Origin of the sequence: Pseudomonas yamanorum, assembly GCF_900105735.1 — a bacterium.
GTDB lineage: Bacteria > Pseudomonadota > Gammaproteobacteria > Pseudomonadales > Pseudomonadaceae > Aquipseudomonas > Aquipseudomonas yamanorum.
This window is the reverse complement of record NZ_LT629793.1, coordinates 2,712,054-2,731,848: the sequence shown is the minus strand read 5'-3', so window position 1 is coordinate 2,731,848 and position 19,795 is coordinate 2,712,054. Positions and strand designations below refer to the sequence as shown.

At 61.9% G+C, this 19,795-nt stretch carries 19 protein-coding genes; 13 read left to right on the top strand and 6 right to left on the bottom strand.

Annotated elements, in window-relative coordinates; genetic code table 11:
* Positions 1-67: 67 nt before the first annotated feature.
* The 3 genes from BLU46_RS13100 to BLU46_RS13090 all read right to left on the bottom strand — a co-directional run bounded on the left by BLU46_RS13100 (position 68) and on the right by BLU46_RS13090 (position 1,428).
* Entirely contained in the window at positions 68-439 is a 372-nt protein-coding gene (locus tag BLU46_RS13100; protein WP_017478401.1) for a DUF2946 domain-containing protein, read from the bottom strand.
* Positions 440-503: 64 nt separating this feature from the next.
* Complete coding sequence (locus tag BLU46_RS13095; RefSeq protein WP_063033343.1) at positions 504-986, bottom strand: copper chaperone PCu(A)C; 483 nt, start codon at positions 984-986, stop codon at positions 504-506.
* A gap of 46 nt (positions 987-1,032) precedes the next feature.
* Positions 1,033-1,428: a DUF2946 domain-containing protein gene (locus BLU46_RS13090; protein WP_063033342.1), complete on the bottom strand. Its 396-nt coding sequence runs from the start codon at positions 1,426-1,428 to the stop codon at positions 1,033-1,035.
* Between the two features lie 310 nt (positions 1,429-1,738).
* Here BLU46_RS13090 and BLU46_RS13085 point away from each other — a divergent pair, with 310 nt between their 5' ends.
* From BLU46_RS13085 to ribD, 6 genes are all read left to right on the top strand, one after another.
* Positions 1,739-2,185 (top strand): DMT family transporter, encoded by a 447-nt coding sequence (locus BLU46_RS13085; RefSeq protein WP_017478404.1) that lies wholly within the window; start codon positions 1,739-1,741, stop codon positions 2,183-2,185.
* 91 nt (positions 2,186-2,276) lie between these two features.
* Positions 2,277-3,023, top strand: a complete 747-nt coding sequence (locus BLU46_RS13080; protein WP_063033341.1) for a class I SAM-dependent methyltransferase — start codon at positions 2,277-2,279, stop codon at positions 3,021-3,023.
* A 64-nt stretch (positions 3,024-3,087) separates the two neighbouring features.
* Positions 3,088-4,095, top strand: a complete 1,008-nt coding sequence (locus tag BLU46_RS13075) for a formylglycine-generating enzyme family protein (protein WP_093202249.1) — start codon at positions 3,088-3,090, stop codon at positions 4,093-4,095.
* Between the two features lie 72 nt (positions 4,096-4,167).
* Positions 4,168-4,767: a GTP cyclohydrolase II gene (locus BLU46_RS13070; protein WP_063033339.1), complete on the top strand. Its 600-nt coding sequence runs from the start codon at positions 4,168-4,170 to the stop codon at positions 4,765-4,767.
* Between the two features lie 69 nt (positions 4,768-4,836).
* Positions 4,837-6,540 (top strand): WD40 repeat domain-containing protein, encoded by a 1,704-nt coding sequence (locus BLU46_RS13065; RefSeq protein ID WP_093202245.1) that lies wholly within the window; start codon positions 4,837-4,839, stop codon positions 6,538-6,540.
* Complete coding sequence (gene ribD / locus BLU46_RS13060; RefSeq protein WP_093202241.1) at positions 6,537-7,643, top strand: bifunctional diaminohydroxyphosphoribosylaminopyrimidine deaminase/5-amino-6-(5-phosphoribosylamino)uracil reductase RibD; 1,107 nt, start codon at positions 6,537-6,539, stop codon at positions 7,641-7,643. Before BLU46_RS13065 ends, ribD begins: the two co-directional genes overlap by 4 nt.
* Here the strand turns inward: ribD and BLU46_RS13055 are convergent.
* Positions 7,622-8,548, bottom strand: a complete 927-nt coding sequence (locus tag BLU46_RS13055; protein ID WP_063033336.1) for a LysR family transcriptional regulator — start codon at positions 8,546-8,548, stop codon at positions 7,622-7,624. The genes ribD and BLU46_RS13055 overlap by 22 nt on opposite strands.
* A gap of 47 nt (positions 8,549-8,595) precedes the next feature.
* On the opposite strand from BLU46_RS13055, the gene BLU46_RS13050 reads away from it, so the two are divergent.
* From BLU46_RS13050 to BLU46_RS13040, 3 genes are read left to right on the top strand one after another with little or no spacing between them, the layout of a single operon-like run.
* Positions 8,596-9,009 carry a VOC family protein gene (locus tag BLU46_RS13050; RefSeq protein ID WP_063033335.1) on the top strand — a complete coding sequence of 138 codons (414 nt, stop codon included), beginning with the start codon at positions 8,596-8,598 and terminating at the stop codon, positions 9,007-9,009.
* A 23-nt stretch (positions 9,010-9,032) separates the two neighbouring features.
* On the top strand, positions 9,033-10,184 hold the full coding sequence (locus tag BLU46_RS13045; protein ID WP_063033334.1) for an efflux RND transporter periplasmic adaptor subunit: 1,152 nt from the start codon (positions 9,033-9,035) through the stop codon (positions 10,182-10,184).
* Positions 10,181-13,264: a MexW/MexI family multidrug efflux RND transporter permease subunit gene (locus tag BLU46_RS13040; protein ID WP_093202237.1), complete on the top strand. Its 3,084-nt coding sequence runs from the start codon at positions 10,181-10,183 to the stop codon at positions 13,262-13,264. The genes BLU46_RS13045 and BLU46_RS13040 overlap by 4 nt, the downstream gene beginning before the upstream one ends.
* A gap of 145 nt (positions 13,265-13,409) precedes the next feature.
* On the opposite strand, the gene BLU46_RS13035 is transcribed toward BLU46_RS13040, so the two are convergent.
* Complete coding sequence (locus BLU46_RS13035) at positions 13,410-14,129, bottom strand: cobalt-precorrin-6A reductase (protein ID WP_063033333.1); 720 nt, start codon at positions 14,127-14,129, stop codon at positions 13,410-13,412.
* On the bottom strand, positions 14,126-15,331 hold the full coding sequence (gene cbiE / locus BLU46_RS13030; RefSeq protein WP_093202234.1) for a precorrin-6y C5,15-methyltransferase (decarboxylating) subunit CbiE: 1,206 nt from the start codon (positions 15,329-15,331) through the stop codon (positions 14,126-14,128). Before cbiE ends, BLU46_RS13035 begins: the two co-directional genes overlap by 4 nt.
* Before the next feature lie 95 nt (positions 15,332-15,426).
* Here cbiE and cobG point away from each other — a divergent pair, with 95 nt between their 5' ends.
* The 4 genes from cobG to cobJ are packed head-to-tail and all read left to right on the top strand — an operon-like array spanning position 15,427 to position 19,718.
* Complete coding sequence (gene cobG, locus BLU46_RS13025; protein ID WP_331717203.1) at positions 15,427-16,728, top strand: precorrin-3B synthase; 1,302 nt, start codon at positions 15,427-15,429, stop codon at positions 16,726-16,728.
* Positions 16,721-17,347 carry a precorrin-8X methylmutase gene (locus BLU46_RS13020; protein WP_063033330.1) on the top strand — a complete coding sequence of 209 codons (627 nt, stop codon included), beginning with the start codon at positions 16,721-16,723 and terminating at the stop codon, positions 17,345-17,347. Before cobG ends, BLU46_RS13020 begins: the two co-directional genes overlap by 8 nt.
* Complete coding sequence (locus tag BLU46_RS13015) at positions 17,347-18,078, top strand: precorrin-2 C(20)-methyltransferase (protein ID WP_093202226.1); 732 nt, start codon at positions 17,347-17,349, stop codon at positions 18,076-18,078. The genes BLU46_RS13020 and BLU46_RS13015 overlap by 1 nt, the downstream gene beginning before the upstream one ends.
* Entirely contained in the window at positions 18,078-19,718 is a 1,641-nt protein-coding gene (cobJ, locus tag BLU46_RS13010) for a precorrin-3B C(17)-methyltransferase (RefSeq protein ID WP_093202222.1), read from the top strand. The genes BLU46_RS13015 and cobJ overlap by 1 nt, the downstream gene beginning before the upstream one ends.
* Positions 19,719-19,795 lie beyond the last annotated feature (77 nt).

Here is a 19,795-nt window from a genome sequence, read left to right as displayed (position 1 = left end):
CAACACGGCCAGCAGCCTGCGGCTGTCTGTCTAAAGTCGGCCGGGGTGAAGTAACGGTGTGAAGTGCTTACGCGATGATGGGCGGGGCGCGGCTGCGGGCACCGGGGAACACGGTTTGCCGGGCATGCCCCAGGCGTGGGGCGGGGGTGAGGGCATTGGCGGGTGGCGGGCTGCCAAGGGTGACAAACGACACACTGCCCGGCAGCGCCGGGCAACTGAAAAGCAGGCTGCAATAGCCGCACTTTTCCCAGAGCACGTGGTGTTCGTCGGGGGCCTTGTTGTGGTCGGTCGCAGGCGATGCGTCGCCATGGCAGCTCGGCGCGTCCATGGACATTTCCATGGACATACCGGCGTGATGATCCATCGGCATCGCTTGGGAAATCAGCGGACCGATAAAGATCATCAGCATGGCGAACAGGCTGATCCAGCTTCCGCGCATAAGGCTCACAGGCTTACGGCGGTGCGGGGACAACCTGGCGCGTGGGGCGCCCATCAAGCGTTATCTATTGGGCGTGCATGTGCTCGTGGCCGGCCATGGGCGGTTGCTTCTGCACCGACACTTCCACCTTCACCGGCCCGGCCTTTTCAAAATTCAGGGTCAGCGGGAAATGCTGGCCGTCACGCAATGCGCTACGGTCCTTCAGGTCCAGCAGCATCACGTGGTAGGCCATGGGGGCGAACGTCAGGTCGCCTTTGGCCGGCACCGCGACGCTGGTCACCTGCTGCATCTTCATCAGATCGCCCTGCATCACATGCTCATGCAGCTCGGCCTTGGCGGCCACGGGCGTGTCGACGCTGAGCAGCCGGTCAGCGTTTTCGCCCTGGTTATGAATCACGAAATACGCCGCGACGGTTGGCGCGTTGGGCGGCAGTTCCTGGGACCAGGGTTCGCTGACCACCAGTTCGCCGACCTTGAAGTCTTCGGCATTGGCAGCAGCACACACCGGCAGCAACAACGCAGCCAGAAGCAGGGAAGATTTGAGCATGGCAGTTCTCCAGAACGGTTCTAAACGCAGTTCACTTGCGAAGAAATCAGACCGTTGGAGACGCGCGGGGGTTAAGGCTCGGCCATTGCTGGCGCGGGGTGGGGGATTGCAATGACGGCGGTGGCAAGTCTTGCACCGCGTCGAAACGAGCAAAGAACAGGCTTGGTGTGTGCCCGGGCAGCGCGACCAGAGGCGCCGAGCCCGAGCAACACCAGCAATGCTGCATGGTGGAGTGATCGTCCTGCTGCGGCGCCGGAATCTCCAGCTTGCCCAGGGCAATGGCTGTCAGTTTCGTGCCATTGGAGGAGCAGAAACTGCCCCAGAGCAGTTGGTCGAGGGCATTGTTCGAACGCTGCATCGCCCCGGCCATCGGCATGGCAAACGCATTGAACAGCACTGCAAAGCAGGCGATCCAGGCAAATGCAAAGCGTTGACGGGCCATGGCGGACAATCCGTAGGGTTAAGCGATCAGGTGGGTATTTAGCCTGATCGGGGGGGATAAGTAAAAAGGAGCGGTGTGGTTTGGTGTCGCAGTGCTGGATTCAGGATAGACGGGAATCAAGGATTTCCATTTTTTTCAAATGGGCTGCAATGTTCAGTGCGACAGCTGAACGCTGTGCCCGATTCGAATGTGGAGGTCATCCGCAGAAATTTCCGGCTGATCAGTGCGACGAATACAACTCATCAAAACAAAGAATTGGCGCCGACAAACCGATCACCGTAAAACTTCAAAAAAAAGGAAAGTACACTCCATGACCTTACTGATGTTTGTCCTGCTCAGCTTATTCGCCGGCTTCGCAGTGCCCTTGCAAGCCGGGACTAACGCAAAATTAGGCAGTCTCCTGGGCCACCCTTTGTGGGCAACCGCAGTTTCCTTGTTGGTCAGCCTGGTCGTTCTCATCGTTGTCATCATTGTTGTAAAAGCACCCCGTCCGAACTTGTCGGCGGTACAAGAAGGTCCGTGGTGGATTTGGATGGGCGGTGTCGCGGGTGTGTTTTACATCACCGTCGCCTTATTGATGGCCCCCCGGCTCGGCGCGCTGAACTTCATCATGGCGGTATTGGTCGGCCAGCTTATCGTTTCAATCGCGATTGACTATTTTGGCCTGATCGGCTTTCCCAAGCAGTCTCTTAATATTAATAAACTGGTCGGCGTAATCGTCGTCATTGGAGGTTTTCTTATTACTACGCGCACTTGAAAGCAAACGACGGGGTCACCGAAACAGAAGACTTCTTCATGTTCCCGAGTCAGGGATTGACGACAGCTATTATTTTTAAAAAGGTGAGGCAATGACTAACCAATCTGCAACTGCTACGTATGACGCCATTGGCGAACGCTTCGAGGCGTTCACGGACACGGCTTCCCAGCGCTCAGTAGAAACCGCGACGTTTTTCCATATGGTCGGTGATGTCAAAGGCAAATCCGTACTGGACCTGGCCTGCGGCTTCGGCTTCTTTGGTCGTGAGTTGTATCGCCAGGGCGCAAGCAAAGTGGTCGGGGTGGATATTTCCGCCTCGATGATTGACCTGGCTCGCAAGGAATCGGCGCGTAACCAGGAAGCGATCGAGTTCCACGTCAGCGATATCTGCGACCTGGGCATCCTCGGCAAATTCGACCTGGTGACCGCCGCCTGGCTGTTCAACTACGCCGACTCGCCGGCAAAACTGGACAAGATGTTCCAAGTGGTGGCCAAGAATCTCGCCCCTGGCGGCCGCGTCGTGGCCTACACCGTGGAGCCGACGTTCCAACTGCAACGCGGCAACTTCACCAAGTACGGCGTGCATGTGCTGACCGAAGAAGCCCACGAAGGCGGCTTTCGCCACCACGCTGAATTCGTCACCCAGCCACCCAGCGCCTTTACCTTTCATCGCTGGAGCCGTGAGCGTTATGAACTGGCGATCATGAAGGCCGGCTTCTCGCGTCTGCAATGGCAAAAACCCCTCATCTCCGAAGCCGAGCGGGCCAAACATCCTAAAGGCTATTGGGATGATTTCGAGCGCAACTGCCTGCAAACCGGGCTGATCTGCACCCTATGAAAGCCGGGCACGCGGCACCTGGGTGCGCGTGCCTTTTCTTTACAGCAGCAGGAAACCAAGCGTTATGACTTCCAAGGGTTTCAACCATTGGCCGGTGTTCGACGGCCCCCTGACCGCCGAGATGACCGACCGATTTTTGATGGGCCTGCCTGAGCACTTCCAGGACGCGCTTAACCTGAAGCTGCCCCTGGCCGCCTGGCGCCAGGTCTCGGAAGAGTCCATCGAACAGTTGGCTGAACGCGTGGAAAACCCGGTCTCGCCACTGGCCTGGCGCTATGCCGCCGCCCAACTGCTGGCCCTGACCATGGACCCACGGCTCGACGTGCTCAATCCGGCAATGATTCACATCAGTGGCGGCCAGGTCGAAATCGGCCTGCCAGAATCGGCGGTGGATCAAGTCATGCACGACCTGCAGGGTCTCGGCCTGGACCGAGACTGGATCGCCAAGGAAGTACCGCGACATCCGGTACACCTGCAACCCTACGCCATTGGCAAATACCCGGTGAGCAACCTCGAATACCGCGCCTTCCTCGAAGCCTCGGGCCAGGCGCGGATTCCCGAAAGCTGGGCGTTCGGCCAATATCCCAACGCGCGCGCCAATCACCCGGTGTACGGCATCACCGCCGAAGACGCCGACGCCTACGCCGCCTGGCTCAGCGCAGCCAGTGGCCAGGCCTTCCGCCTGCCCACCGAAGCCGAATGGGAATACGCCGCGGCCGGCCCGGAAAACCTCGAATACCCCTGGGGCCCGACCTTTCTGCCGCAGCATGCCAACACCGCCGAAATGGGTCTGTTCGACACCACCCCGGTCGGCTTGTTGATCGAAGGCGCCTCGCCCTTTGGCTGCCTGGACATGGCCGGCAACGTCGAAGAGTACGTCAGCGATGACTATGCCCCCTACCCAGGCGGCACGGCTATCACCGACGACCTAGTCACCGTGGTCGGTAACCATCGGATCGCCCGCGGCGGCAGTTTCACCCGCTTTCGCGACCTGACTCGCAATTGCCGACGCCACGGCAAATACCCGCGACAGATTTATGTAATGGGTTTTCGCCTCGCCAAGACCCTGTAGACCCCTCGCTGTTTTACAACGAATAAATTCAAACAAAAACGCGTTAATCATTCAGCATGGAAGGAACCGCAAATGACCCGCCTAAGCGTACGCAATCACGTTGATATTCCCTTGGATGACACGTCGCATCCCGGTACTTTTTATACGTTCAGTGGATTGGAAACCGCCCTCGAACATATTGTCATTAAACTGGGGCCGGCTAATCCGGTCAGTCCGTTAGTGCGGATTCATTCCGAATGCCTGACGGGTGACGTATTCAGTTCACAGCGCTGTGATTGTGGCCCTCAATTAAATGAGTCCATCGACCGTATGCGAGAAGTTGGTGGCTATTTGATTTACCTGCGCCAAGAAGGTCGCGGTATTGGCTTATATGCAAAGTTGGATGCTTACCGCCTGCAAGATTCTGGCATGGATACCTTCGAGGCGAATGCACACCTTAACTTCCCCGAAGATGATCGCGACTTTTCCATGGCCGCCGGCATGTTAAAAGCGTTGGATATCAAGCGTTGCCAATTGATAACTAATAATCCGGAAAAAGTTCAGGCCTTGGTTGATAACGGTATTATCGTCGATAAAGTCATTCCCACCGGCGTATTTGTCACGCGCCATAACACCCATTACCTGCAAGCCAAAGTCGATAAAAAAAATCACGTGATCAAGCTGGTGAAATAACTCGCTTGCGCGGCCGAATCATTCAGGTCGCCCGCAATAAGCCAACCTCAACATTAAGGATAATGACGCATGAGACATTTTGGCCCTATCAGCGGTATTGCAACGTTCAACGATACCTACGTCGCCACCGCTGGCTATGACAACCAGGTCATCCTCTGGGACGCAAAAACCAAAACCCCGATCCAGCGCGTACTCCACGACCACCTGGCCAACCAATGCGCGTTCAATGCCAGCGGCACGTTGCTGGTCAGTGCCAGCAGCGACTACACCGCCCGCGTCTGGGAAATTCCTTCGCTGCGCCTGAAGAGCGTGCTGGTCGGCCACGATGACGACATCGAAATGGCAGCCTTCTCGCCGGATGGCCAGACCATCGCCACCTGCTCCCGCGACCACACCATCCGCCTGTTCAATCTCAGTGGGCAAACCCAGAAGATCCTGACAGGGCATGAGGCCGATGTGATCTCGGTGTGCTGGTCCGCAGACGGCCAGACCCTGGTGTCGAGCAGCGATGACGGTTCGATCCGCCGCTGGGACGCCGCCTCCGGCGCGCAACTGGACATCATCGACCTCGGCGGTGTCGAGACCGACACCGTGGCCTTGTCCCGCGAAGGCATCATCTTTGCCGGTGACGACGAGGGCAAGATTTCGGTGATCAGCAGCAGCGGCACCTACCTGCAACCGGCCCACGCCGCCGGGATCAAACGCATTGTGTGGAACGACGCCCAGCGCCTCCTGGTCAGCCTGAGCTACGACCGCTGCGTAATGCTATGGAAACTGACTGCCGACAACCGCCTGGAAAAAACCGCACAGACCTCACTGCCAAGCATCATCTGGCCGCGCAGTTGCGCATTGCTCGGTGACCAGCGCATCGCCTTCGTGACCTTTGGTTCCACCTACGCCACCTGGGATTTCACTACCCAGCAATGGGACGTCAGCGGCATCGAGCCGGCCATCAGCCTAAACGCGGTGACGGTGGTCGGCGACGACATTTACAGCATCGGCGACGCCGGCATCCTGCAGATCAATGGCCAGCCCAGCACCAAGGCCGGCAGCCTGTGCAATTTCCTGCTACCATTCGGCGACAGCGTGTTGACCGGCGGGCAAATGGGCACGGTGTTCGACGCCAAGACCGGCGACGTGATCTACCAGCACCGCTCACCGCTCAACTGCGGCACGACCTTTGAAAAGGACGGTGAGCTGCACGCCGCGATTGGTACTTACACCGGCGAAGCCTTGATCTTCAACCTGAAAGATCAGCAGCCGCAGTTCCTGCGCGAAGTGCGCATGCATGAAAATGCGATCAAAGGCATCGCGGCGGATGAACAGTATTTGTTCAGCGTGTGCGCGACGGCGGCGGCGGCGTTTTTCCGCATTGCCGACTTCGAGCTTGAGACCTACCTCGATAAAGCCCACGACCGCATTTCCAACGGTTGCACACAGATCCAGGGCGGCTTTGCCAGCATCGGTCGGGACCTCAAGCTGCGCCTGTGGCAGGCTGGCAACAGCGAAGTCTATGACACACCCCACAGCCACTCGATCAAGTGCATTGCCATCTCCAAGGACCGCAAGATGATCGCCACGGGCAGCTACGGCGGTACCGTGGCCGTGTTCGACCTGGCCAAGCGCAGTTGGGCAAAGGTGGAGAAGATTACCGCCAGCGGTATCTCCTGCCTGACCCACGACGCCGAAGGCAGCGGCTTCCTCGCCAGTGCCTATGATGGCCGCATCTACCCGATCACCGCCCAGGCTTCGGCACGGCAAACGCGCCCATGACCCACTTCAGCGAAATCGACTTTCAACATATGCAGCATGCATTGTCGTTGGCCGAGCGCGGCAGTCACTCCACCTGGCCCAATCCTCGGGTCGGGTGTGTCATCGCCCACGGTACGCATATCGTGGGTGAAGGCTGGCATCGGCGTGCGGGTGGCCCGCACGCCGAAGTGTTTGCCCTGCGCCAGGCCGGTTCCCTGGCCAAGGGCGCCACCGCTTATGTGACGCTCGAACCGTGCAGCCATGTCGGCCGCACGGGGGCCTGCCATCAAGCGCTGATCGAGGCCGGCGTGGCGTGCGTGATCGTGGCCCATGAAGACCCGTTCAAGCAGGTCGACGGGCGCGGCATCGCCGAACTTCGCGCCGCCGGGATCGAGGTCAAGGTCGGCTTGCTCAACGTCGCGGCGTGGGAACTGAATCGGGGTTTCTTGTCCACGGTCAAGCGCAAGCGGCCCTGGGTGCAGTTGAAGATGGGCATGAGCCTGGACGGCCGCACCGCGTTGAACAATGGCAGTTCGCAGTGGATCACCGGCACCCGGGCGCGCGCCGATGTGCAGTACTGGCGCGCGCGCAGTGCGGCGATCCTGACCGGTAGCGGCACCGTGCTGGCGGATAACCCCTCGCTGACCGTGCGTGAAATGGCGTCCGCCGAGGCCATCGCGCCAGTACGGGTCATCCTCGACAGTCAGGCGCGCGTGCCGCAGACCGCACGGGTGTTCGACGACCGGGCGCCAAGCCTGCATGTAATGCACGAGCGCCATGTACCGCAAGACGCCAACGGCGAACGCCTGCTCGGCCTGCCGGGCAATCAGCAGGGTCTGGATCTGCATGCCCTGATGGCTCACCTGAGCGAGCGCGGCCTGCATGACCTCATGGTGGAAGCCGGCCCGACACTGGCCGGCAACCTGTTGCGCGCAGGCCTGGTCGACGAGTTGCTGCTGTACGTGGCACCGCGTCTGCTCGGCGACCTGGCACGGCCATTGGTGCATTTGCCGGAGCTGGAACACCTGACGCACTCACTGGACTTTGCCCTGTACGACGTCACCCAACTGGGGCAAGACCTGCGTTTACGCCTGCGCCCCGATCAATCGACCAGTACGGTATGAGCCACCACTTGCTTGACTTGATCGCGCAACCACGCATGTGCCGGATCGTCACAGAAACGCTGGTGCCAGATCTGCACAAACGGAAAGCGCGGAATGCTGAACGGTGGCGGCAATTGCACCAGGTCCGGGTTAAGCAGGGTGTCCTCCAGGGTTCGCGTCGCGACGGTGAGGATCAGGTCAGTGTTGTGCAACAGGCTTGGCGCGGTGCGCCAGTGCGGCACGCTCACGGCGATACGACGGCGCAAGCCCTCGGCGCGCAACACGCTGTCGACTTCGCCATTGGCGCCACCGTCCATGGACACCTGGATATGCGGGCGCTCCAGGTAGCTCTCCAGGTCCAGCATGCCTTCCTTGGACAAGGTCCGCCGGTCGAGCAGGCAGGAAAAACTTTCCTCGAACAACACTTCCATCGACACATCGGGCGTCAGGCTGGGGAACACCCCCAGGGCCAGGTCGATCTTGCCCTGCGCCACTTGCTCGAACATCCCGTGCCGGCTGCCCTGGGTCACCACCAGGGTGGTGTTCGGCGCCTCTCGACGCAGTCGCACCAGCAATTTGGGCAAGATAATCGCCGCGCCATAATCCGACATCGCCAACTGGAAGGTGCGTTGAGAGCGGGCCGCGTCGAAGTCGATGGACTTGCCGAACAGCGTTTCAATCTGGCTGAGAATCTCGCGCAGCGGGTCCTGGATGTTTTGCGCCATGGCGCTAAGCATCACCTCATTGCCCTTGCGGATCAGGATCGGATCGTCCAGCAGCACTCGCAACTTACTCAGGGAATGACTGATGGCCGGCTGGCTCAAATTCAGCCGCTCCCCCGTGCGGGTGACGTGTTTTTCGGTCAGCAGTGCATGGAGCACCACCAACAGATTCAAATCGATGTTGCGCAGTAAGACGGTGACCATGCGATGAATTCCATTTCAGGGAGCAACCCTTTAAAAAGGAGCAAAACATGCCTCAAATCAAACGAATTATTGAGACCGCGCTGTACGTGGATGACCTTGAGCGCGCCAAAGCGTTTTACAGCCAGCACCTGCAACTGGAAGTGATGGTTGAGAGCAGCGTGCTCGTCGCGTTCAACGTTGGCCAACAGAATACTCTCTTGCTGTTCAAACGGGGCGCCTCTGTACACACCAAGTATTTGAGCGGCGGCGAGATCCCGCCCCACGACGCCAGCGGGCGTATTCATATCTGTTTTGCCATCGATGCCGAAGACCTGCCGACCTGGGAGACGCGTCTGGACGCGGCCAATATCGCCATCGAAGGGCGTACGCACTGGCCCAAGGGCGGATCGAGCGTTTACTTCCGTGACCCGGATGCGAACCTCGTCGAACTGCTGACACCGGGCTGTTGGCCCATTTACTGATTGCTCTTCAAGGAATGAAGCTTATGCCTCACGTCAGCACTCCGGGACGTGCCGTTTCCCGAACCACCGTGGCATTGCTGATCGCCGCGCTCCTGTTGCTCGCCCTGGCCTGGGGCTTATGGCGCTGGAGCCATCCGGCCGTTGCCTCCTATGCCCCGGCGCCGATAAAAGTCGCGATTGCGCCGGTCAGCGATGCACCGTTCACCCGCTACCTGGAGGCCATTGGCGAACTGGAGGCGGTGCAACAGGTGAGCGTGCCCGCCGAAGTCGGCGGGCGCGTTGTGCAATTGCCGGTAGAGTCCGGCCAGCGTGTCGAGCGGGACCAAGTGCTGGTCAAGCTCAACGACGCGCCACAGCGCGGTAGCCTGATGCGCCTGCAAAGCGAGCTGGAAAACGCCAAGGTCAAGCTGGAACGTTCGCGCAGCCTGGTCAAGGTCAGCGCTATCTCCCACGAAGCCTTCGACAATGCCCAGACCGAGTACACCACGGCCCAAGGAGCCCTGCAGGAACTCAAGGCGCAGATTGATCAACTGACCATTCGCGCCCCTTTTGCCGGCACCCTGGGGATTCGCAAGGTGCACTTGGGGCAGTACGTCAATCCGGGCGACAGCCTGATCAACCTGGTCGGCGACCAAGGCCTGTACGTCAATTTCAGCGTGCCGGAACAAGCGCTGGCGCAACTCAAGGTCGGCAACCGCGTGAACGTGCAGCTCGATGCCCTGCCGGGGCAACACTACACCGCGCGCATCAGCAGCATCGACCCGTTCCTCGATCGCGCGCGCACCTTGAGTGTCCAGGCGCTACTGCAAGCGCCGACGCCCGGCGCCTTGCCGCGCATGTTCGCCAAAGTGCGCCTGCCCCAGCCGCTGCCGAGCAGTACCCTGACCGTGCCGGAAACCGCGATCACCTATAACGCCTATGGTGAAGATGTGTTTGTGGTGCAACCCTCGCCAGACGCCAACACCCCGCCGGTTGCACGGCGGGTGCTGGTCAAGACCGGCGAACGCCGGGATGGCCGGGTAGTGATCGACTCGGGGTTGAATCCGGGTGAACAGGTGGTGATTTCCGGGCAGATCAAGCTCAGCGACGGCGCCGCCATCGAACCCCTTGAGCGCACGGTGTTGAACGACGCCAACACGCCCGCGCGGCTGAGCATGTCCGGAGAGCAACCGTGAAATTCACCGACCTCTTTGTGCGCCGCCCGGTGCTGGCCCTTGTGGTCAGTCTGCTGATCGTGCTGGCCGGCCTCAAGGCTTACCTCGACCTGCCCGTGCGCCAGTACCCGCTGCTGGAAAGCTCGGTGATCAGCGTCACCACTGACTATCCCGGCGCTCCCGCCGAGCTGATGCAAGGCTTTGTGACCCAGCCGATCAACCAGTCCCTGGCCTCGGTGGAAGGCGTGGACTACGTCAGCTCGACCTCGGTGCAGGGACGCAGCCAGATCACCTTGCGCATGGCCCTTAATCAGGATTCGGCCAAGGCCCTGAGCGATGTGATTGCCAAGGTCAACCAAGTCAAATATCGCCTGCCGGAACAGGCCTACGACCCGGTTATCGAGCGCTCCGCTGGCGACGCAACGGCCGTGGCCTATGTGGGATTTTCCAGTGATTCGCTCAGCGCTTCGGCCTTGAGCGATTACCTCAGTCGCGTGGTGCAGCCGCTGTTTTCCACCATCGAGGGTGTGGCCAAGGTCGAGACCTTCGGCGGCCAGCGCCTTGCGATGCGCCTGTGGCTCGATCCGCAGCGCATGGCAGGCCACGGTATCAGCGCGGCTCAGGTCGAACAGGCCATCCGCGACAATAACTTCCAGGCAGCACCGGGGCAGATCAAGGGCCAGTACGTGGTCTCCTCGATCCAGGTCAATACCGACCTGAGCAGCCTGGATGAATTTCGCAACATGGTCATCAGCAACAATGGTGACCACCTGCTGCGCCTGCGCGACATCGCCACCGTCGAGCTCGGTTCGGCCGCCTATGAAACCAGTGCCTTGATGGATGCCAAGCCGGCGGTACATCTGGGTCTTTACGCAACGCCCAAGGGCAATCCGCTGCTGATCGTCGCCGATATCAAGCGCCTGCTGCCGGCCATCGAGAAAACCTTGCCGCCGGGGGTCAAGGTGGCGCTGGCGTTCGAGACCGCGCACTTTATCGAGGCGTCGATCATCGAAGTGATCGAGACCCTCATCGAAGCGATCCTGATCGTGGTGGTGATCATCTACCTATGCCTGGGCTCGGTGCGCAGCGTGATCATCCCCATCGTCAGCATCCCGCTATCGATGCTCGGCGCTTTGGGGCTGATGACGTTGTTCGGGTTCAGCATCAACCTGCTGACGCTGCTGGCGATGGTGCTGGCCATCGGCCTGGTGGTGGATGACGCCATCGTGGTGATGGAGAACATCCACCGTCATCTCAAGGAAGGCCGCACGGCCCTGCAAGCCGCGCTGTTCGGCGCACGGGAAATTGCCTCGCCGGTGATCGCCATGACCATCACCCTGGCCGCCGTCTATATGCCCATCGGACTGATGAACGGCCTGACCGGTGCGTTGTTCAAGGAGTTTGCCCTGACCCTGGCCGGCGCGGTGCTGGTCTCCGGGGTCATCGCCCTGACCCTGACCCCGGTGATGTGCGCCAAGCTGCTGCCCAGCCAGGAGCACGAAGGGCGCATGAGCCGCCTGGCCGAGCGCTTCTTCCAGCGTCTGGCGCGCCTCTACCAGCGCGCGCTGCTCGGCTCGTTGCGCAGGCGAGGGCTGATCCTGCTGCTGGGCGCACTGGTGCTGATCAGTCTGCCCTGGCTGTACGGGCAGGCCAGCAAGGAACTGGCGCCGAATGAGGACCAGGGCAACCTGCTGCTGGCGATCAAGTCACCGCAACACGCCAACCTCGATTACGTGGAGCGCTATGCCTATCAGTTGAGCGAGATTCTCGGCCAACTGCCGGAGACCGTCAGTACCTGGATCATCAATGGCAACGACGGGGTGGCGGCCAGCTTCGCGGGCGTCAACTTCAGCGAGTGGTCGCAACGTTCACGCAGCGCCGCGAGTATCCAGGCCGAACTGCAACAGAGCGTGGATGCGGTGGAGGGCAACTCGATCTTTGTGTTCCAGTTGCCGACACTGCCCGCTTCGACCGGCGGTTTGCCGGTACAACTGGTGATGCGCAGCACCGAGGACTACCGCTCGTTGTACCAGGCCATGGAAGAGCTGAAGACCCAGGCACGGGCCAGCGGCCTGTTTGCGGTGGTCGATAGTGACCTGGCCTTCAACAACCCGGTGACCCAGGTGCGCATCGACCGCAGCAAGGCCAACAGCCTGGGGATCCGCATGCAGGACATCGGCAGCACCCTGGCGGTGTTGATCGGCGAAAATTACACCAACCGCTTCGCCTTGCAGGGCCGTTCTTATGATGTGATCCCCCAGAGCCAGGCGTCGCGCCGCCTCACGCCCCAGGACCTGAATGCCTTCTACCTCGATACCGACGCCGGCCAGCAGGTGCCGCTGTCGACCGTGGTCAGCCTGCACAGCGTGATCGAGCCGAACAAGCTCAAGCAGTTCAATCAGCAGAACAGCGCGACCTTCCAGGGCATCCCGGCGCCGGGGGTCAGCCTGGGTCAGGCGGTGGCGTTTTTGCAGGCGCACAGCCAACAGCTGCCGGCCAGCTTCAGCCATGACTGGCAGGCCGATTCGCGCCAGTTCATTCACGAAGGCAATGCGTTGATGCTGACGTTCCTGTTTGCGCTGATCGTGATCTATATGGTGCTGGCCGCGCAGTATGAAAGCCTGACCGATCCGCTGATCATCCTGATCACGGTGCCGCTGTCGATCTGCGGCGCGTTGATCCCGCTGGCCCTGGGTTTGGCCACGATCAACATCTACACGCAGATTGGCTTGGTGACGTTGATCGGACTGATCAGCAAACACGGGATCCTGATGGTCGAGTTCGCCAACGAGTTACAGCTGCTATACCGCTGCACACCGGCTCAGGCGATCATTCGCGCGGCGCGAATTCGTCTACGCCCGATCCTGATGACCACCGCCGCGATGGTGGTTGGCCTGGTGCCGATGCTGTTCTCGTCCGGCGCCGGCGCCAGCAGTCGATTTGGCCTGGGGCTTGTGATCGTTATCGGGATGCTGGTGGGCACCTTGTTTACGCTGTTCGTGTTGCCGTCGGTCTACACCCTGCTGTCACGAGCGCATAAGCCGGTAATTGATTGGGAGGTGATAGAAAAAACAGCTGCAGGCTTCAAGCCTCAAGCTTAAAAGCAAACGGGCGTCCTGAGGACGCCCGTTTCAGTCAGTGCCTGTAGCCGGTGGAATCCGCACCTAAGACCTGTTGATCAACCTTATTGAAGCACTGGCCTCGGCCAACGCGCTGAGTTGCGACTTGGCATTTGTTCGTGTCAGGTCATAACGACTGTAATGCTTGCAGTACCGAGTTGACGGTCGTGAACTCCCGGTCCACCTCCGGCAACACCGGCCGCTTCAACACCAGCACCGGCACCCCACGCTCCCGCGCCACTTCCAGCTTTGGCTCCGTGGCGCTGCTGCCGCTGTTCTTGCTGATCAGTACATCAATCTGCCGGCGCTCAAACAACGCCCGTTCATCCTCGATCAAAAACGGTCCACGGGCACCGATCACTTCACAACGTTCATTGCCCGGATATACGTCCAGCGCGCGCAGCGTCCAGAACTGCTCGGAGGGGATTTCGTCGAGGTGCTGCAACGGTTCGCGGCCCAGGGTGAACAGCGGCCGCTTGAAGGGTTTCAAGGCTTTGATCAACTCCGCCCAGTCACTGACCTCGCGCCAGTCATCACCGGCCTGTGGCTGCCATGCCGGGCGGCGCAGGGCCCAGCAGGGAATGCCGCACACACCAGCGGCGCGGGCCGCGTTGGCGCTGATCTGCGCGGCATACGGATGAGTCGCGTCCACCACCCGTTCGATGCCTTCGTCGCGAATAAACTGCGCCAGGCCATCAGCGCCGCCATAGCCGCCGACGCGCACTTCACAAGTAAGGTCGGTCGGCACCCGACCAACACCCGCCAGGCTGTAGATATGCTCCGGCCCCAGTGTGCGGGCAATGGCCAGGGCTTCCGTCACGCCGCCCAGCAGCAGGATGCGTTTCATAGCGGCTTGATCACTTCCAGCAGGGTGATCGGCAGCGCCTGGCGCCAGGTATCAAAGTCCCCCAGTGGCTGGGCCTGGGCCACATGAATGCGGGTCAGTTCGCCGCCGTATTGTTCGCGCCAGGCCATCAGGGTCATTTCGCTTTGCAGGGTCACGGCGTTGGCCACCAGCCGGCCGCCGGGGCGCAGGTGTTGCCAGCAGGTGTCGAGCACGCCGTCGCGGGTGACGCCTCCGCCGATGAAGATGGCGTCGGGCGCTTCCAGGCCAGCGAGTGCGTGGGGCGCGGTGCCGCGAATCAACTGCAGGCCTGGGACGCCGAGTGCGTCACGGTTGTGTTCGATCAACAGTTGCCGACCTTCATCGGCTTCGATCGCCAGCGCGCGGCAACTGGAGTGGGCGCGCATCCATTCGATCCCGATGGAGCCGCTGCCCGCGCCCACGTCCCACAGCAGTTCGCCGGGCATCGGCGCGAGGCGGGCGAGGGTCATGGCGCGCACGTCACGTTTGGTCAGTTGGCCATCGTGCTTGAAGGCCGAGTCCGGCAGCCCCGCCAGGCGTGACAGGCGGGCTGTGTTGGCGTCGGCCACGCAGTCGATGGCCATCAGATTCAACGCGGCAATCGGTTCACCTGGCCAATCCCGGGCGATGCCGTCGATGCGCCGCTCATCCGGCCCGCCGAGGTGTTCAAACACCCTCAGACGACTTGCGCCAAAGCCACGCTCAGCCAACTGCGCCGCCATCGCCGCCGGGCTCTGGCCGTCATTGCTCAGCACCAGTAAACGCACGCCGCTGGCCAGGTGCGCATTCAGCGCCGCCAACGGCCGGGCAACCACCGACAGCGTCACTACGTCCTGCAACGGCCAGCCCAAACGCGCCGCCGCCAATGACACCGACGAAGGCGCCGGCAGAATCAGCAGCTCATCGGCGGGCACCTGCCGCGCCAGGCTCGCGCCCACGCCATAGAACATCGGATCGCCGCTGGCCAGCACGCACACCGCTTCACCGCGCCTGGCCAGCACCGGTTCCAGGGAAAACGGGCTCGGCCACAGCTGGCGTTCGCCACGGATACATACCGGCAACAAGTCCAGCTGGCGCTGGCCGCCAACAATGCGCGAGGCGCGCAACAGGGCGTGCCGGGCGTTTCTGCCCAGGCCCTTGAAGCCGTCTTCACCGATGCCTACTACCGTCAGCCAGGGCGACATATGAATTCCTTGAACGACATCCGACGGGCAGGCTTTTCATGCCGCCGGACAAAGCAGGCATAATACCGCGCCTTTACCCGTGAACCGGTAGCCCTGTGAAATCAATACCACCGTCCAATACCTTGCGTCCCTCGGCCTGTCCGGGGTTGCTGCGTATTGTCCAGGCGTTGGACGGCGGGATTTGCCGGATCAAGTTGGCCGGTGGTTCGATCCTCGCCGAGCAGGCCCTTGCCGTGGCCGATGCGGCCCTGGCCCATGCCGGCGGCGTGATCGAGGCGACCAACCGCGCCAACCTGCAGATTCGCGGAATAGGTGCCGAACAGGACGCATTGATCGCCGCCTTGCTGGCCGCTGACCTTGGGCCCAGAAGCGCCGCCGGTGACGATGTGCGCAACCTGATGCTCAGCCCCAGCGCCGGTATCGACCGCGAGATGCTGTTCGACACACGGCCGCTGGCTGACGAAATCCTCGCCACCCTGGAAACCCACCCGCGTTTCCATGAGCTGTCAGCCAAGTTCGCCGTGCAACTGGACGGCGGTGAAGCCCTGGCGATGCTCGAGCATCATCACGACCTGTGGTTGTCGGCGTTCGACGCCAATGGCCAGACGCTGTTGGCATTCGGCCTGGCAGGCTGCCCGGCGCAGGACGCGCCATTGGCCGCCGTGCCTTTGGCGCAAGGGCATGCACTGGTGGTGGCGGTTCTGGAGCTGTTCCTTGAACTGGCCCGGCCCGATCAAACCCGCATGCGCCACCTGCTGGCTGAAACGTCTGTGGATAACTTTCTGCGGCAGCTAAATCTGCCCTTGCAGCCGGTTGACGGCTTTTCACGCCATTCCAACCCCGCGCCGCTGCACCTGGGAAGTTATCCACAGCGTCAAAAAAACCAGGTCTACGTCGCTGCCGTCGCACCCTTGGGCCGCCTGGATTCGGCGATGCTCAGGGGCGCCGCGCAGCTGGCCGTCGACCATGGCGACGCCACCCTGCGTGTCACGCCATGGCAGGGCCTGCTGCTGCCCAATATCCGTGACGCGGCGGCTGTCATTGAACGCCTCGAACGGCTTGGCTTTTTGTGCTCGGTGGACCAACCCCTGGCGCGCCTGATCGCCTGCACCGGCTCCAGCGGATGCGCCAAAGGCCTGGCCGACACCAAGACCGACGCCCTGCAATTGGCAACGCTCGTGCCCGGCCACAGCGTGCACCTGTCCGGCTGCCCACGTTCCTGCGCCGCCGCACACACCGCGCCCGTCACCTTGCTGGCGGTAAGCCCCGGCCACTACGACCTCTATTTCCGCGACGCAGGCCAGCCCGGTTTCGGCCGCCTGCACGCGCGCACTCTTTCTATTGAAGCGGCGGGCGCCTTGTTGCGCGCCCACCCACGGAGCAACACCGATGATTGATTACATCCGCGACGGTCAGGAGATCTATCGCAACTCCTTCGCGATCATTCGCGCAGAAGCCAAGCTGGATCGCATTCCTGCCGACCTGGAAAAACTCGCCGTGCGGGTGATTCATGCCTGCGGCATGGTCGACGCGATCGACGGCCTGCAATTTTCCGAAGGTGCCGGCAAGGCCGGGCGCGAAGCCCTGGCCGCCGGCGCGCCGATCCTGTGTGATGCGCGGATGGTTTCCGAAGGCGTGACCCGGACGCGCCTGCCGGCCAACAATCAGGTGATCTGCACCCTGCGCGATGACAGCGTGCCGGCGTTGGCCCGCGAGCTGGGCAACACCCGTTCCGCCGCCGCCCTGGAACTGTGGCGCCCGCACCTGGAAGGTAGCGTGGTGGTAATCGGCAATGCGCCGACAGCGCTGTTCTACCTGTTGGAAATGCTCGACGCCGGCGCGCCAAAGCCCGCGCTGATTCTCGGTTTTCCGGTGGGCTTTGTCGGCGCCGCCGAATCCAAGGCGATGCTGGCGGCAGACAGCCGCGGCGTACCGTTCGTGATCATGCAGGGCCGCTTGGGCGGCAGTGCGATGGCCGCCGCCGCGGTCAACGCCTTGGCCACGGAGGTCGAATAATGCCGGCACGCGGACGTTTGATTGGCCTGGGCGTAGGCCCCGGTGACCCGGAACTGATTACCCTGAAAGCCCTGCGCCTGCTGCGCGAGTCGCCGGTGGTGGCGTACTTTGTGGCCAAGGGCAAGAAGGGCAATGCCTTCGGCATCATCGAAGACCATTTGGTGCCCCAGCAAACCCTGATGCCGCTGGTGTACCCGGTGACCACTGAAGTGCTGCCCGCGCCGCTGTCCTACGAGCAAGTGATCAGCGATTTCTACGACACCGCCAGCGTCGACGTTGCCGCACACCTGGATGCCGGGCGCGATGTGGCGGTGATCTGCGAAGGCGACCCGTTCTTCTACGGTTCCTACATGTATTTGCATGACCGCCTGGGCGAGCGCTACGACACTCAGGTGATCCCGGGTGTGTGCTCGATGCTCGGCGGCGCGTCCGTGCTGGGTGCGCCGCTGGTGTATCGCAACCAGAGCCTGTCGGTGCTCTCTGGCGTATTGCCCCATGACGAACTCAAGCGTCGCCTGGCGGATGCCGACGCGGCGGTGATCATGAAGCTGGGCCGCAACTTCACTAAGGTGCGTCAGGTATTGGAAGAGTTGGGGCTGGCGAGCCGGGCGTTGTATGTCGAGCGCGCGACCATGGCCAATCAGAAAATCGTCGCTCTGGACCAGGTCGATCCAACGTCCTCGCCGTATTTCTCGCTGATCATCGTTCCTGGTGAAAGGTGGCAAGGCTGATGACGGCTCCCGCGATTGTCATTCTGGGGCAGGGCAGTCTCGCCACTGCCCGGGCTATCCAGCAGGTGTATCCCGACGCACTGATCCACGGCCTGGCCGGACGGGTTGAAGGTGCGGATCAGTCCTATAACGAATTCGGCGCCAGCGTGCGCCAGTTGTATCAACAGGGCACGCCGATCATCGCCCTGTGCGCCGCCGGAATTGTGATCCGCACCCTGGCGCCGCTGCTGCTGGAGAAGGGCGTCGAGCCTGCCGTGCTGGCAGTCGCCGAAGACGGCAGCGCGGTGGTGCCGCTGCTCGGTGGCCTGGGGGGTGTGAACGTAATGGCGCGGGAAATCGCCGCCGCCTTGGGCGTTGCCGCTGCGATCACCACCAGTGGCGAACTGCGTTTCGGCACCTGCCTGCTCAACCCGCCCAGCGGTTATCAGCTCGGGGATCTGGAACTGGGCAAACGCTTTGTTTCCGATTTGCTGGCGGGTGAATCGGTGCGCATTGAAGGCGCGGCGCCATGGCTGGATCAGGCCAACTTGCCCCAGAACCAGCAGGCGCGTCTGGCGATTCACGTCGGCAGTGCCGAGCGTACGCCCGCCGCTAATGAACTACTGATTTATCCGAAAAACGTGTTGGTTACTTGCCAGTCGGGGCCGCAACTGGCCGCACGCATTCGTGCAGCGTTGCAGGATGCAGGGCTCGCCGTGCAGTCCCTGGCGTGTTTGCTGGCGTCTGAAACCGAGATGGCCGATTCGTCGCTGCATGAAGCTTCAATCGAGTTGGGGGTACCGTTGCGCTTCGCCAGTTTGGCGACCCAAACGGACATCGCCATCACGGTGGCCGATGCACCGCTGGACCTGTCCCAGGTCGGTCGTCCCCGTGGCCGCCTGGCGGTCATCGGTTTGGGCCCCGGCGCTGCCGAACTGATGGTGCCAGCGGTAAAGGCTGAACTGGCCCGCTGCACCGACGTGCTGGGTTACGAAACCTATGTGCGCATGGCCGGGCCGTTCCGCCCGGACCAGATCCAGCATTGCACCGACAACCGCGAAGAGATGCAGCGCGCCCGTCACGCCTTTGAGCTGGCGGCGCAGGGGCGTTCGGTGGTGGTGGTGTCTTCGGGTGACCCAGGCGTATTCGCCATGGCCGCTGCGGTGATCGAAGCCTTGCACGAGTCCAGCGACCCGGCCTGGCATCAGGTCGACCTGGAAATCCTGCCGGGTGTGTCGGCATCCCTCGCCACGGCGGCGCAGGCGGGGGCGCCGCTGGGGCATGACTTCTGCGTGATGTCGCTGTCGGACAACCTCAAGCCCTGGTCGATCATCGAGAAGCGCCTGGACCTGGCTTCCCAGGCCGACCTGGCGCTGGCGTTCTACAACCCGATTTCCCGTGCTCGGCCCTGGCAGTTGGGGCGCGCCCTGGAGATCGTCGCGCAGCACCGCACGGCCGAGACGCCCGTGGTGTTGGGCCGCGATATCGGTCGGCCGGGCCAGACCCTGCGAGTCACCACCCTGGGGCAACTGACCCCGGAGCAGGTGGACATGCGCACGATGGTGCTGATCGGTTCGTCCACCACCTGTGTATTCCCACGGGCCGGGGGCGGCGAATGGGTGTATACGCCACGTTGGTATGGCGAGAAACCCGCGTCCTGAACAGAGGTGGCCCCGCAATGGGGCCGCTTTGAAAGAGTCGCCAGGTGATGGAAGAAAGGTCTGCTTGCCAGGTGGTT